Origin of the sequence: Saccharothrix sabaoui, assembly GCF_051756985.1 — a bacterium.
Lineage (GTDB): Bacteria > Actinomycetota > Actinomycetes > Mycobacteriales > Pseudonocardiaceae > Actinosynnema.
In genome coordinates this window covers 1-13,930 of record NZ_JBPKJK010000078.1, presented here as the reverse complement: position 1 = coordinate 13,930, position 13,930 = coordinate 1, and the positions used below count along the sequence as shown (strand labels likewise).

The 13,930-nt window shown below is 74.4% G+C and carries 12 protein-coding genes and 1 tRNA gene; 4 read left to right on the top strand and 9 right to left on the bottom strand.

The window, feature by feature from the left end; genetic code table 11:
* Positions 1-34 precede the first annotated feature (34 nt).
* The 3 genes from ACR807_RS23555 to ACR807_RS23545 all read right to left on the bottom strand — a co-directional run bounded on the left by ACR807_RS23555 (position 35) and on the right by ACR807_RS23545 (position 3,244).
* On the bottom strand, positions 35-253 hold the full coding sequence (locus ACR807_RS23555) for a hypothetical protein (protein ID WP_438923559.1): 219 nt from the start codon (positions 251-253) through the stop codon (positions 35-37).
* 142 nt (positions 254-395) lie between these two features.
* Positions 396-1,796: a glycoside hydrolase family 10 protein gene (locus tag ACR807_RS23550; RefSeq protein WP_438923558.1), complete on the bottom strand. Its 1,401-nt coding sequence runs from the start codon at positions 1,794-1,796 to the stop codon at positions 396-398.
* Between the two features lie 446 nt (positions 1,797-2,242).
* Positions 2,243-3,244: an SDR family oxidoreductase gene (locus tag ACR807_RS23545; protein WP_438923557.1), complete on the bottom strand. Its 1,002-nt coding sequence runs from the start codon at positions 3,242-3,244 to the stop codon at positions 2,243-2,245.
* Between the two features lie 192 nt (positions 3,245-3,436).
* On the opposite strand from ACR807_RS23545, the gene ACR807_RS23540 reads away from it, so the two are divergent.
* The 3 genes from ACR807_RS23540 to ACR807_RS23530 all read left to right on the top strand — a co-directional run bounded on the left by ACR807_RS23540 (position 3,437) and on the right by ACR807_RS23530 (position 6,750).
* Entirely contained in the window at positions 3,437-4,303 is an 867-nt protein-coding gene (locus tag ACR807_RS23540; RefSeq protein WP_438923556.1) for a helix-turn-helix transcriptional regulator, read from the top strand.
* Between the two features lie 43 nt (positions 4,304-4,346).
* Positions 4,347-4,418, top strand: a tRNA-Arg gene (locus tag ACR807_RS23535).
* A gap of 22 nt (positions 4,419-4,440) precedes the next feature.
* On the top strand, positions 4,441-6,750 hold the full coding sequence (locus ACR807_RS23530) for a hypothetical protein (protein WP_438923555.1): 2,310 nt from the start codon (positions 4,441-4,443) through the stop codon (positions 6,748-6,750).
* Positions 6,751-6,869: 119 nt separating this feature from the next.
* On the opposite strand, the gene ACR807_RS23525 is transcribed toward ACR807_RS23530, so the two are convergent.
* The 6 genes from ACR807_RS23525 to ACR807_RS23500 all read right to left on the bottom strand — a co-directional run bounded on the left by ACR807_RS23525 (position 6,870) and on the right by ACR807_RS23500 (position 12,002).
* Complete coding sequence (locus ACR807_RS23525; RefSeq protein ID WP_438923554.1) at positions 6,870-8,102, bottom strand: cytochrome P450; 1,233 nt, start codon at positions 8,100-8,102, stop codon at positions 6,870-6,872.
* Positions 8,103-8,120: 18 nt separating this feature from the next.
* Entirely contained in the window at positions 8,121-9,083 is a 963-nt protein-coding gene (locus tag ACR807_RS23520; RefSeq protein ID WP_438923553.1) for a PDR/VanB family oxidoreductase, read from the bottom strand.
* A gap of 88 nt (positions 9,084-9,171) precedes the next feature.
* On the bottom strand, positions 9,172-9,945 hold the full coding sequence (locus tag ACR807_RS23515) for an IclR family transcriptional regulator (RefSeq protein ID WP_438923552.1): 774 nt from the start codon (positions 9,943-9,945) through the stop codon (positions 9,172-9,174).
* Between the two features lie 191 nt (positions 9,946-10,136).
* Positions 10,137-10,946 (bottom strand): alpha/beta fold hydrolase, encoded by an 810-nt coding sequence (locus ACR807_RS23510; RefSeq protein WP_438923551.1) that lies wholly within the window; start codon positions 10,944-10,946, stop codon positions 10,137-10,139.
* 4 nt (positions 10,947-10,950) lie between these two features.
* Positions 10,951-11,499 carry a dihydrofolate reductase family protein gene (locus ACR807_RS23505; protein ID WP_438923550.1) on the bottom strand — a complete coding sequence of 183 codons (549 nt, stop codon included), beginning with the start codon at positions 11,497-11,499 and terminating at the stop codon, positions 10,951-10,953.
* A 29-nt stretch (positions 11,500-11,528) separates the two neighbouring features.
* Positions 11,529-12,002, bottom strand: a complete 474-nt coding sequence (locus ACR807_RS23500) for a GNAT family N-acetyltransferase (protein ID WP_438923549.1) — start codon at positions 12,000-12,002, stop codon at positions 11,529-11,531.
* A 410-nt stretch (positions 12,003-12,412) separates the two neighbouring features.
* Between ACR807_RS23500 and ACR807_RS23495 the strand changes: the two genes are divergently transcribed.
* On the top strand, positions 12,413-13,921 hold the full coding sequence (locus ACR807_RS23495) for an RICIN domain-containing protein (RefSeq protein ID WP_438923548.1): 1,509 nt from the start codon (positions 12,413-12,415) through the stop codon (positions 13,919-13,921).
* The last annotated feature ends 9 nt before the right edge of the window (positions 13,922-13,930 follow it).

The window sequence follows — 13,930 nt, the reverse complement described above, 5'->3', positions numbered from 1 at the left end:
TCCACCTGATCGCGAGCAGCCCGCGGGACGCGGGTCAGTTGCCGCCGTCACCGCCGTGGGAGCCGGCCGTGGAGCCGTCGCCGGCACCGTGCGGGCCGAGCCGGGCCCGTGCCGTCGTGTCGGCACCGGACCGCCCCGTGGTGTCGGCCGGTGCCACCAACCCCGCCCGTCGAGCGCGGTCGCGCCGTTGGACCAGGTGCGCCACCAGCAGCAGGACCGCGCAGAAGACCACGACGCAGGTCCAGGTCGGCACAGCCATCACCTCGCCGTCGTCGGTCGATGTCCGGGTGGGGCACCAGTGTGCGCCGGGGTGGGCCCGTCCGACAGGGACTTGGGCATCGCTTGGCATTCCACGCGATCGACGGAAAGGACGGTGTCGCGTCGTCCGCGAGCGGTCAGGTCGTGGCGCAGGTGACGGTGGGCACGGGGTTGGCGCCGGTGGAGGTGCCGGTGAAGCCGAACGCGGTGGTGGCGTTGACGGCGATCCTGCCGTTGTAGGCGGCGTTGCGCACGGTCACGTCCTGGCCGGTGACGGTGGCCACGCCGTTCCACGCGTTGCCCACGGTCTGCCCCGGGGCCAGGGCCCACCTGACGGTCCACCCGGTCGTGGCGGTGGTGCCGGTGTTGCGGACGGTGACCTCAACCTGGTAGCCGCCGTGCCACTGGCCGGTCACGCGGTAGGTGGCGGTGCAGCCGCTGCCGTTCCCGCCGGTCGTGGTGGTCGTCGTCGTGGTGGTGGTCGTGGTGCCGCCGAGTGCTTCGTGAACGGCCCAGTAGGAGGGCTTCTTGGCGAAGCCCTCGTCGTAGATCAGGGCCGCGCCCTCGCCCGGGAAGACCGAGGGGATCCAGGAGTGGCCGTCGGAGAAGTCCCACACCGTGATGCCGACGCAGCGGGTCACGGCCAGGCAGGCGTCGACCACGGCCCGGTAGTCCCGCGCCTGCTGGGCGTCCTTGGCGGCGTCGCGGGGCGTGCGCATGCGGATGTCGAGCTCGGTGATGGCCACGTCGACGCCGAGGTCGGCGAAGCGCTTGATGTTCTGCTGGAGGGTGGCGGGCACCTGGCCGAGGACGAGGTGGGCCTGCATGCCGACGCCGTCGATGGGGACGCCCTGCTGCTTGAACGACTTCACCAGCTCGTACACGGCGTCGCTCTTGGCGCCGATGCCCTCGATGTTGTAGTCGTTGTAGTAGAGCTTGGCGTTCGGGTCGGCGGCGCGGGCGGCCTTGAACGCCTCGGCGAGGTAGCCGTCGCCGAGCTTCTGCTGGAACACCGACTGCCGCCGGGTGCCGTCCTCCTCGAACGCCTCGTTGACCACGTCCCAGTGCACGACCTTGCCCCGGTAGTGGCCGGCCACGTTGGCGATGTGGTTGCGCATCACGCCGAGCAGCTCGCCGGCGGGCACGCCGGCGACCCAGTCGGGGAGCTGGTTGTGCCACACGAGGGTGTGGCCGCGCACGATCTGGTCGTGCGCCTGGGCGAAGGCGACGATCTGGTCGGCCTGGGTGTAGTCGAACCGCCCGCGGCTGGGTTCGGTGTACTGCCACTTCTGGGTGTTGCCGACGGTGATCTGGTTGAACTCGCTGCCCAGCACCGCGGTGTAGGGGGCGTTGGTCAACGTCGGGTTGTCCGTGGCCGAGCCGAAGTAGCGGCCCTTGGCGGCGGCGAGCTGCCCGAGCGTCGAACCCGGCCCGGCGGTGGACGGCGCGGCGACCGCCAGGCCGACGGCGAGCGTGCCCGCGACGGCGGCGGCCGTCACGGCGAGGACGCGGCGCGCACGCCCTGCTGGTGCTGACATGTGTCGTCTCCTGACATCGGTGTCGGGACCGGCCGCGTCGCACGGGGGCTCCGGCGTCGGTGGCGACGGGTGCCGCTGCGGTGGACGTCCACCGAAGGTCGAAAGTTTCGATAGTGGGACCGATAGACTTTGATCAGCGAGTCAATGTAGTCACGCCCCGTTCGGCCAGTCAACGCGCGCGGGTGCTAAAAGTCCTTGCGGTAGCTTTAGCTTCCACTGTCGCATGTGGATGAAAGAGCGGTGCGGGGGCGCGTCGGCGGCAGCCGGCGGTCCGGGGTGGCAGGGCGGCGGCCGAACACGTCCGGGGCGGCACGACGCGGCGCACGCCGCCCGGGCGGACTGCCCCGGCCGCCACGTCGTCGTTCGCGCCGCCCCGGGCAGGACGAGGTGCTGCCGGCCGGGCGGTCGTCAGCGCCCCGTGCCCGTGCCCGGGTCCGGCGCGTCGATCACGCGCCGAGGTCGCCCCGCGGACCGGACGGCACCCCCGCGGCGGGGTGGGTCGGCTCGTCCGCGGGGAAGGTGACACCGGTCAGCTCCTCGGAGATCCGCCAGATCCGCTCGGCGTCCTCCTCGCCGCGCAGCCGGGAGTACAGGGCCTGTTCGGCCGGCGCGCCGGACAGGTGCCCGGGACCGCCGGGGCCGTACAGGCGCGCACCGCGCGCGTCCGGCGAGGTGGCGGCCAGCAGGGCCGGGAGCAGCGCGGTCTCGACCGTCCCGACCAGGATGCCGCGCCGGGAGAGGGCGCGGATGAGGAGCACGCCGGCGGTGTCCCGCGCCCGGTCGACCTCGGGTCGCGCGGCCAGGAGGTTGGTGGGGGCGATGCCGGGGTGGGCGAGGTTGCTCGTGACGCCCCAGCCGCCGGCCCGGCTGCGGCGGTCCAGTTCGAGCCCGAACAGGCCGAGCGCGATCTTGGACTGGCTGTACGCGCGGCCACCCCGGTAGGACCGCTCCCAGTTCAGGTCGTCCCAGTTGACGGCGTAGTGGTTCGCGGCGATGCTGAGCTGCGATGTCACCCGCGCACGTCCCGCGCGCAGCAGGGGCAGCAGGTGGGCGACGAGGGCGAAGTGCCCCAGGTGGTTGCTGCCGAACTGGAGCTCGAACCCGTCGGCGGTGGTCTGCCGCTGGGGCGGGGTCATCACACCGGCGTTGTTGACGAGGACGTGGATCGGGCGGTCCTCGGCGCGCAGCACGGCCCCCAGCGCGGCGACCGAGCCCAGCGACGACAGGTCCAGCTCCCGCAGGGACAGGACCGCCCCGGGGTGCTGCCGCGTGATCCGGGCGATAGCCGCCTCGCCCTTGCGGGGGTTGCGGACGGGCATGACGACCTCCGCCCCGGCGGCGGCGAGGCGGGCCGTCAGCGCCAGTCCGACGCCGTCGCTGGCGCCGGTGACGACGGCGAGCTTCCCGGAGAGGTCGGGAACGGTGATGTCCGGTCGAGTGCGTGCCACGTGCGGCTCCTGGTTCGTCGGGGAGGGGTGCGACCAGGTTGCGCCCGGTCGGCGGGGGACATCCACGGCCTGTCGATCCCAGGCCCACCGGGCCCCGCCACGTCCCCGGAAGGGGGGATCGGCAGTCCGAGGCAGCCGCCCGGCGCGGGTGCCAGGATGGTGACCAGCACCGGAGCCGGAGGGGGAGCAGTCGTGATCGACCGAGCCGGGCTGGCCGGGTTCCTGCGCCGCCGCCGCGAGTCGCTCCAACCGGAGGACGTCGGTCTCCCGCGCGGACCGCGGCGCAGGACCGCGGGGCTGCGCCGGGAGGAGGTCGCCGTGCTCTGCCACATCTCCACCGACTACTACAGCCGGATCGAGCGGGAACGCGGACCGCGCCCGTCCGAGGAGATGATCGCCTCGATCGCGCAGGGGCTGCACCTGTCCCTCGACGAACGCGACCACCTGTTCCGCCTCGCCGGCCACAACCCGCCCGCGCGGGGCACGACCAGCGAGCACATCAGCCCCGGCCTGCTCCGCATCCTCGACCGGCTCGCCGACACCCCCGCCGAGATCGTCACCGAACTCGGCGAGACGCTCCGGCAGACCCGGCTCGGCGTCGCGCTCACCGGCGACACCACCCGCTACACCGGCCCGGCCCGCAGCATCTGCTACCGGTGGTTCACCGACCCGGCCACCCGGGCGCTGTACCACCCCGACGACCACCCGCTGCACTCGCGCGTCTTCGTCGCCGGGCTGCGCAAGATGGTCACGCTCGGCGGGCCCGGCTCACGGGCCGCCTACCTCCAGGAACTGCTGCTCGCCGAGAGCGAGGAGTTCCGCGCCGTCTGGGACGAGCACGAGATCGGCATCCACTACAACGAGGTCAAGCGCTACGTGCACCCCGACCTCGGCTTCCTCGAACTGAACTGCCAGACGCTCCTCGACCCCGTCCAGGGGCACCTGCTCCTCGTCCACACCGCCGTCCCGGGCAGTGAGAGCTACGACAAGCTGCAACTCCTCTCCGTCCTCGGCCCCCGGCACCCCGACGAGGACCGGCTGGGCGAACCCCACCGGTAAACCGGGGGCGGCCGGGGCGCGCGGTCGATACGATCCGGCTACTCGTGGAGTGGATCAACGGCAGATCGCCCCGCTTCGGTCGGGGAGGGTGCGGGTTCGAATCCCGCCTCCACGGCCGACCGACCGTGGAGTCCGTGATGCCCGAAGAGTTCCGCACCGCCTCACCCGGCTACGCGACCGGCCGACTGGCGCGGGCGCTGGACGCGGTGGCCTCGGCGAGCACCGGGGCCGACCGCGAGCGGGCGCTGCGCACGCTGCGGCGCTGGGAGGACGTCGTCACCGGGATGGCCGACGGCACGCTCGCGATCGGCTCCCGCACCCCGGTCGCGGACACCCCGGCGTGGGTGACGCCGGAGGTCGCGCACGGCGGGTTCGCGACCGGCCGCCACCTGGCCGAGGTGCCGCTGTCCGAGGACGAGGCGGCCCGCGTCGCCTCCCTCCCGGACGACGTGCCCGGCGGGAACGGGCGGGAGCGGCTCAACCTCTGGTACCTCGGGGACGCCGGCCAGGCCGAGCTGCTGGACGTGCTCCGCCGCGGCCACTACCGGGTCGAGGTGCCGGAGGACGCGGCACTGCCCGTCGTGGCGCTGCTGCTGGACAAGGGCTTCCCGGAACAGGCCCTCGACCTGGTCGCCGAACTGCGCCCGCTGATGCACCGGCTGCGACTGGTGCCGCCCTTCGAACCGGTCGCCCGGCCCTCCGGCTCCGCCGTCCGCCTCGGTTCGGTGGCGGACGTCGTCGGGTCGCTGCGCTCCGTGCGGGTGCCGGCGCAGCTCGCCGCGATGCGCGACGCGCTGACCGTGTGGGACCCGCTCTACGAGCGGCTGGTCGCGCTGTGGTGCCGCACCGTCGACGGCGAGCTGCCGCACCTCGGGGAGGACGGGGACGTGCGCGGCGGCCGGCCGTGCCGGGTGTGGCCCGCCGACTGGGCGGCGTCCCGGGCCGAGTGGCTCGCGGACTTCGCCGAGACGTGCCGCACCCACGCGCCCTCGGGCAGGCAGACCAACCCGAAGAGCAACTTCGCGCGGCTGCACCGCGCGCTGGAGTCCTGCCCGGAAGGCGGCGACGCGCTCACCGCGCGGGAGGCCGGCTGGGTCCGCCGCGTCATCGCGGGCACGGTGAGCCGCCGCGGCGTCCCCGGGACCGCGCGGCGCGCCGCGTGGCGCGCCACCCACGTGGCGACCGTCGCCGCGCCGACGAACGCCGCGCTCGCCGGCGTGCTGGCCACGAGGCTGGACCGGTACCCGGCGGACGGCGGCCTGCCGTCGCTCGACGTCGTGACGGCCGCGGTGTCCGGGACCGAGGCGACCGCCGAGGTCCCCGGCGGCACCGCGATGCCCGACCACCTGGTGCGCAAGGCGGCGCGGGCGCTCGAAGCGCCGGCGGACGAGCTGGTGCGCCTCGGCGTGCTCACGTCGGGGGAGACGCTCGCGAAGGTGCTGCCGCAGCTCACCGCGCGGCTGCTGAGCGCGGCGATCGACGACCCGGTCGTGGCGGGGCTGCACGAGCGGACCTACACCGCGTTCCGGCGTCGCCGCGGCCTGCTGCTGCTCAACCTGGAGCACCAGGTGCGGTTCACCGAGCTGCCCTGGGTGGACGCGCTCGCCCTTTACCGCTCGCCCGAACCGAGCAACACCAAGGCCGCCCACCGGGCCCTGCGGCAGACCGTCGTGCTGGCCCTCACCGCGTTCCCGCACGCCCTGCTGCCGAACCCGCTGGTGACCGAGCTGAGGGCGCAGGCGGAGCAGGCCGGGCTGGCGCTGCCGCTCGTGGAGGAGGTGGCCGCGGACATCTTCACCGGCACGTTCACCACCAAGTGGCGCGACGCCGGCGTGGTGGCGAGCCGCCTGCTGGCCGGCACGCCCTACGCGGACTACTACGACCTGCCGGCGGACTGGCCCGAACCCCGGCGCGCGGTCCTGCGCTGGGGCAAGCGGACCGCCGAGGACTTCACCGCGCTGTGCCGGCGGCGGGCGGGCACCCCCGGTGGCTCCACCGCGGCGAACGGCATGGTGCTGGAGCAGAGCCAGGTCCTCACCACGCACAACCTCGCCGTGCTGGTCGACGGCCTGGACCTGACCGACGAACTGCGCGAGCACGCGCCGCGGTCGGCGTGGCAGGCGTTCGGGTGGACCCTCCGCAGGCTGGCCCAGCGCCCGGACCACCGGCACGCGGCGCTCATCCAGGTGAAGAACGCGGCGTACGCGTGGCGGCAGGCCCTGTTCCTGCTCAGCTTCTGCGAGCCCGCCGTGCGGCTCGCCCACGCGGAGAGGCTGGCGGGCGAGGCGCGCGGCACCGTGCTCGAACCGGCGGTCGACGGTCTGCTGCACGTGCTCGGCGGTGGCCGCTTCACGGCGGACGGGACGGCACTGGGCGGGACGGGCGTGCGGTTCCTCGGCTGGACCGACGGCACGAGCCCGTTCCTGACCCGTCCCGACCGCCGCTGACCCCGACCGCCGCTGACCCCGACCGCGGGGTCCCCAGGCGCCCGGGGATCACTCGAAGGGGTTCTTCGCCTCCTCGCGCCGCGCCTCCCGACCGGCGCGCGTCCTGGCACAGAGCCGCACTACGCGGGGTGGACCCGCACGGGCAGGGAGTCCCAAGCCCGCAGGGTGTTGTTGTGGTGCCGCCTGGTCGGCCCGGCGACCTCCAGGCGCTCGACCCGGGCCGCCAGCGCGGTCAGCAGCGCTTCGGCCTCCAGGCGGGCGACGTGCTGCCCGACGCACTGGTGCAGGCCCGTGCCGAAACCGACGTGGCCGGACGGGTCGCGGGAGAGGTCGAAGGCGTCCGGGTCGGCCCACCTGCGCGGGTCGCGGTTGGCCGCGCCGAGGGACAACAGGATCTTCCCGCCCTCGGGGACGACGGTCCCCGCGACCTCGACGTCCCGGGTGGCCGTGCGGAAGAACGTCTGCACCGGCGACCCCCAGCGCACCGCCTCGTCGAACGCCACCCGCGTCAGGTGCGGTTCGGCGCGCAACCGCCGCCACTGCTCCGGGTGCGTCGCGAAGGCGTGCAGCACCGCCGCCAGCCCGTGGACCGTGGTGTCGACCCCGGCGGAGAGCAGCGAGCGCACCACCAGCGGGGCCTGCTCGTGGGTGATGTCGCCGTGGTCGGCGGCGGCCCAGATCGCGGCGCCGAACCCGTCGTCGGACAGCACCTCGCGGGCGCACCGCGCGTCGACCCAGCCGGCGAGCCCGCCGATGCGCGGCAGTCCCGCGAGCACGAGGTCGTTGCGGGGCCCGAAGGCGTTGAACAGGTGGTCGCCGTAGGGCAGCAGGTTCTCCCGGCCCTCGCGCGGGATGCCGACCGCGTCCGGGAACACCCGCAGCGGGAACGCCCGGGCCAGCCCCGTGACCGCGTCGAACTCGCCCTCGGCCACGACCTCGTCGACCAGGTCCCGGGCGTCGGCGAACCACTCGGCGCGCAACCGCCGCAGCGCACGCGGCCCCAGCACCCCCGACAGCACCGCCCGGGGCGCGTCGTGGTGCGGCGGGTCGGCCTCCAGCAGCGGGCTCGGCGGGCGCCACGGCCCCTCGTGGCGGAAGTCGCCCAACCCGACCCCGGCGGCGGACCGGAAGCCCTGCCAGTCGACCAGCGCGGCGCGCACCTGCTCGTAGCGGCCCATCGCGTGCACGCCGTACCGGTCGAGGTGGACGACGGGCCCGGCGTCGCGCAGCCACGCCTGGAACGCCGTCGGTTCCTCCAGCACGTCGGGGGAGAACGGGTCCGCGTCGGTGGTCGGCACGGTCGGGGCGTGCGGCACGCGCGGGGAGGTCGGGGAGGTCGGGGAGGTCGACACGGAACCACTCCTTCGTGGTCAGAGGTCGAGGACCAGGCGGTCGGAGCGCGACCGCGACACGCACGGGAACAGGCAGTCGCCCGAGGCGCGCTCGGCGTCGTCGAGGATCGAGTCGCGGTGGTCCGGCTCACCGCCCAGGACGGTGGTCTCGCAGGTCCCGCACGTCCCCCGGCGGCAGGAGGACAGCACGGCGACCCCGACGCCGTTCAGGGCGTCGAGCACCGACTGCCCCGGCGCGACGACCACGCTGCGGCCGGAGCGGCGCAGCTCGACCTCGAACGGCTCGTCCCGCGCCGGCGCGCCCCGGTCCTCGGGCACGAACCGCTCCGTGCGCACCTGACCCGGCGGGTGCTCGGCGCACAACCCCTCCACCGCCCGCAGCAGCGCGGCCGGGCCGCAGCAGTAGACCTTGGTGGCCGAACCGGGGGAGGGCAGCCAGGCGGCCAGGTCCGGCAGGCCGCGCACGTCCTGCGGCACGACGACGACCTTGTCGCCGTAGGCGGCCAGCTCGGGCAGGAACGCCATGCCGCGCAGGCTGCGCCCGCCGTAGAGCAGGCGCCAGTCGGCGCCGACCAGCTCGGCCTGCCGGACCATCGGCAGCAGCGGGGTGATGCCGATGCCGCCCGCGACGAACAGGTAGGACGGGGACGGGACCAGGCGGAAGTTGTTGCGGGGACCGCCGAGCGACACCCGGTCGCCGACGCGCAGCCCGTCGTGCACGAACACCGAACCGCCGCGACCCGCGGGGTCGCGCAGCACCGCCACCCGGTAGTCGTACGGGTCCCACCGGTCACCGCACAGCGAGTACTGGCGGACCAGCCCGCCCGGCAGCACCAGGTCGACGTGCGCCCCCGGCGCCCACTCCGGCAGGCGGTCCCGCGCGGGGCCGCGCAGGGTGAGCGCCACGACGTCGTCGGCGACCGGCGACTTGTCCACCACGACCAGTTCGACCAGCGCGTTCTCGGCGGGGTTCATCGTCATCGATGCTCCTCGGGGGTTCCCGGGCTGCTCGGGGTTGCCGGTGGGGTCCGAGGGTGCCGCCGCGGCGGTCCGCGGCACCACGGCGCTCTCACTGGTCGAGAGGGAACCTCCCGCGGGCCCGCTGGCCCAGCGCCCGCGACACCCCGCGCGCCGCCGCGCGCAGCACCGGGACGGCCGTGCGGGCGTCGTCGTCGTTGGGCACGACCACCGACAGCGCGGCGACGACCGCGCCCGTCGCGTCCCGCACCGGCACGGCGGCGCCGGTGGCGTGCTCGTCGATGAACCCGGGGCAGAAGGCATACCCGTCGCGGCGCACGGCCGCCAGCAGGGCGCGCAGCCGGCGCGGGTCGACCACGGTGTGCGGGGTGTAGCGGCGCAGGGGACCGGCCAGCACCCGCTCCTGCCGCTCGACCGGTCCGAAGGCGAGCAGCACCAGGCCCGCCGACGAGGCGTGCGGGGGCAGCCGGCCGGCGATCCGGGTGACCGCGGCGACCGCGCCGGGCGCGGACAGGCGTTCGACGAACAACGCCTCGCCGTCGGCCGGCACCGCCAGCTGCGCGTGGTGCCCGACCACGGCGTGCAGGTCCTCCAGGAACGGCATCGCCGCCTCGCGCAGGCCCGACGCGGGGCAGGCGCGGACCGCCAGCTCCCACATCCGCACGCCGACGCCGACCCGGCGGTGCTCGTCGCGGCTCAGCCAACCGAGGCGGACCAGCTCCTCGACCAGCCGGGACGCGGTCGCCAGGTGCAGGCCGCCGCGGCGGGCGACGTCGGTGACCCGCAGGGTGGGGTGGTCCTGGTCGAACGCCTCGAAGATCCGCACCACGCGGGAGAGCACGGACCCCCCGTCGGCACCCCTCACGGCGGTCCTCCCGGGTCGGGGAGCACCGGCGGGACCGGTGCGCCTGCCGGTCCTCGGCGACCGGCACCACTGACCCCCAGTCTCGGGATCACCGCCGCCGCGCGGAAATCACTTCTGCTGACCCCGGGTATCCACCGCGTCGATGGTGGAGGGCGTCGCCGGGTCCGCGCGGTGGCGGGCGGTGCCGTTCGTCAGCCGCGCAGGAAGTCGACGATCGCCGCCCGGAAGTCGGGGTGGCCGCCCGTGCTGCCGTGGTCGCCCGCCACCAGGCGGAGCCGGGCGTCGGGAACGGCGTCGGCGAGCACCCGGGGACGTGCGGCGAGCGGGTCGTCGTCGCCGGCGAGGACGAGCGTCGGGGCGGTGACGGCGGCGAGGTTGATGACGCCCCGGTGCACGGAACGGGCCTGCGCGGCGAGGGACGGCAGGTCCGCCCCCAGCGCCTCGGCGAACGCGCGCACACCCGCGACCTCGGGCGGCAGGGCGGCGGGGTCGTCGGCGAGGAGCGCTTCGGCGAGGACGGTGTCGGGCAGGACCCGGGTGTCGACGCCGCCGAGTTCGACGACCGCGGCGCCGACGCCGCCGACGACCAGCCTGCGCACGGCGGGTTCCCCGGCGGCCGTGAGGAGCGCGACGACCGCGCCCATCGAGTAGCCGACGAGGTCCACGGCGGGGGCGTCGAGGGTGGCGATGACGGCGCGCAGGTCGCGGGCCATGCGCCGTTCGCCGTAGCGGCCGGGGTCGGGCGACTTCCCGGACCGGCCGTGGCCGCGCGCGTCGACCCCCACGACGGTGCGCCCGGCGGCGGTGAGGGCGGCGACCGTGCCGCGCCCGGCCCAGTCGACCAGCGTGTCGGCGGCGAAGCCGTGCTGGAGCACCACCGGCACGGGGTGCGGTGAGGTACCGGGGTCGGGGTCCCAGTGGTGGTGGGCGATCACGGTGCCGTCGTCGACGACGAGGGTGGCGGTCCGCGCCGGCGCGGCTGCGGTCGGGGAGTCGGTCACCGGGTTACCTCCTCGGCTCGTACCGCAGTGCCACCGCCCCCGAGGCGAACTCCAGCCGGTCCACGAGCGCCAGGTCGACCAGCTCCGACAGCCCCGCGAACACCGTCGGCCCGCGTCCCGCGATCCGGGGGTGCACCACGAACTCGTACTCGTCGATCAGCCCCAGCTCCGCCAACGCCAGCGGGAGTCGCACGCCGCCGACGAACAACCCCCTGCCCGGTTCCCGCTTGAGCCGCTCGACGGCCTCGCCCAGGTCCCCGCGCACGAGTTCCGCGTTCCAGTCGACCCGCTCCAGGGTGCTCGACACGACGTGCTTCCGCGCCGCGTCGATCGTCCGGGCGAAGGGCTCCGCCCACCCGGGCCTCGTCCCCGCCGGCGCGGCCGGTCGCCACGCCGCCTCCATCATCCCGTAGGTCACCCGTCCGAAGAGGAGCGCGTCGGCCCGGTCGAGGTTCGCGGTGTGGTGGCGGTGCAGCTCTTCGTCCGCGGGGATCGCCTCGTGGTCGCAGCACCCGTCCAAGGTGACGTTGACGGAGTACCGGAGGGGTCGCATCCGGCAAGGGTACGGGTGACCTGCCGGTGTCAGTCGAGGCGCAGGACGGTTTCCTCGATCTCCGCGTTCCGGGCGGAGGCGTAGGAGGTCTCGGTGCCGACGACCGCGAAGCCCGCCCTGCGCAGGACCTTGAGCGACCCGAGGTTGTCACTGGCGGCGCGGGCGTGCAGGGGGCGGGTCGCGAGCGCGTCGAGGAACAGGGCCAGCGCCCGGCCGGCGACCCCCCGGCCCCAGACCGCGCGGTCGACCCAGTAGGTGATCTCGGTGTCGCCGTCCACGACGAAGGAGGCGATGCTGCCGACGAGGCGGCCGTCGAGGGTCACCGCGCGCAGCACGCCGTCGGGCAGGGCGCGCACCTTGGCCATGTGCGCGTCGAACGCGGCGCGGTCGTCGGGGTCCTCGGCGGTGAAGGCCGCCATCCGGACCGACTCGGGGTCGCGCATCTGCTCGAACAGCGCGTCGAGGTCGGCGTCCTCGACCGGCCGCAGTGCCACCTCTGCCACGGTGTCCTCCTCGACCTCGTCCGCCCGGGCTCGCGGGAACGTACCAGTGGCGACCGACAGGTCCGCCGTGGCCGGCCGGTGCGCCCTCGACCGCGCCCTCGACCGCGCCCTTGACACCGCCGGCACTTGCTCGCACACTGGGACGGCCGCGAATGTTAACGCAAACATCTGTGGTTGCCGAGGAGATCAACGATGAACTCTTCACCCTCTCGCGAACGTCCCCGTGCGAGATCCCGACGGGAGATCCGGGTCGATCCGCGGCGTGAATGAACCGCCGCCGAGGTAGGACCACCGACTCCGTCCTCAATGGACACACAAGTCCCGATCGGCCGTCGACGGCTCCCCCGCCGGGCGGTCGCCGACGCATGTGCACGTTCACACTCCAGCGCAACCCAGTGATGGGACGTTCCATGACACTGATCACGGCACCCGGCGGTCGCCCGTCGGAGTCACCGGGGAGAACCCGGTCGTCGCGCCGGTCGCTCCTCGCCCTCGCGGTGACCGCGCTCGCCGCGGCGGCGGCGCTCGTCGCCCCCGCGCCGCCCGCGAACGCCGCCACCAGCCAGTTCCGCGGCATGAACTGGGCCGTGCTGGGCGACAACTTCAGCACCGGTGCGCTCGTCGTGCAGGGCCTGAACCGGTCCGACAGCTACGCGACGGTGCGGGCCAAGGCCAACGCCCTCTACGACGACATGGCCGCCACCCTGGGGGTCAACACCGTCCGGCTGCCCGTCAACACCCACACCGTGGCCGACACGACCTGGTGGAACGCCTACCGGGGCGCCGTCGACGCCGCGACCGAGCGGGGGTTCAAGGTCATCCTCGCCTACTGGGAGGACGGTGCCGCCTCCGGCGGCAGGATCACGAACCCCGCCGCGTGGAACGCGATGTGGGCCGCAGTGGTGGGTGCCTACGGCTCGAACGGCAACGTCTACTTCGAGCCGATGAACGAGCCGCACGGCTACAGCTCGGCGGACTGGCGCACCGTCGCGGCGAACTGGCTGGCCCAGCACACCTCGGCGGTGCCTGGCCGGGTGCTCATCGGCGGCACCGGCTTCAGCCAGGACCTGCGGGACGTCTGCAACGACAGCCGCTTCGCCGCGACGCTGCTGTCCTTCCACCACTACGCCTTCTTCTACGGCCCGATGACCTACGACGCCTTCCGCTCCCACATCCAGGCGCGCCTGGGCAACTGCGCGTCCCGGGCGGTGGCGACCGAGTTCGGCGCGCCGATGTCCACCGGCCTCGACTACGGCGACGCGAACAGCGCCGACAACTTCGTGCGCCACATCCGCGCGATGGCCCAGGTCATGCGCGACAACCGGATGGGCGGCACCTACTGGCCCGCCCTCGGCGGCAAGCCGGGCACCATCGGGTACGACTGGTACTCGATGTACGCCCTGAGCGGCAGCGGCACCGACCTGAACCTGACCGTCCGCAACGCCTCCGGCGCCGACCGGCTCCGGTACGCCTGGGGTGACGGCTCCACGAACCCGCCGGTCACGTTCTACCGGGTCGACGCGCGGCACAGCGGCAAGGCCATGGACGTCCAGCAGCCCAACGCCGACAACGGCGCGCGCGTCGTCCAGTACGCGTACGGCGGCAACGCGTGGCAGCAGTGGCAGTTCCAGGACGCCGGCGGCGGCTACTGGCGCGTCGTCAGCCGCCACAGCGGCAAGTGCCTCGACGTGGTGAGCGCCTCGACGGCGGACGGCGCCGAACTCGTCCAGTACACCTGCGGAACCGGCGCCAACCAGCAGTTCCAGATGGTCGCGAACGGCTCCTACTTCCAGCTCCGGGCCCGGCACAGCGGCAAGTGCGTGGACGTGCCGGCCGCCTCGACCGCGGACGGCGCGGTCCTCAAGCAGTACCCGTGCAACACCGGCACCAACCAGCAGTGGTCGCGCACGACCGTCTGACGGTCTTCC

What these genes read in the sequence shown, in the direction of transcription:
- ACR807_RS23505 (WP_438923550.1), bottom strand. Translation starts at nt 11,499, where the DNA reads ATGCGACCCCTCCGGTACTCCGTCAACGTCACCTTGGACGGGTGCTGC.
- ACR807_RS23520 (WP_438923553.1), bottom strand. Translation starts at nt 9,083, where the DNA reads ATGACGATGAACCCCGCCGAGAACGCGCTGGTCGAACTGGTCGTGGTG.
- ACR807_RS23550 (WP_438923558.1), bottom strand. Translation starts at nt 1,796, where the DNA reads ATGTCAGCACCAGCAGGGCGTGCGCGCCGCGTCCTCGCCGTGACGGCC.
- ACR807_RS23530 (WP_438923555.1), top strand. Translation starts at nt 4,441, where the DNA reads ATGCCCGAAGAGTTCCGCACCGCCTCACCCGGCTACGCGACCGGCCGA.
- ACR807_RS23495 (WP_438923548.1), top strand. Translation starts at nt 12,413, where the DNA reads ATGACACTGATCACGGCACCCGGCGGTCGCCCGTCGGAGTCACCGGGG.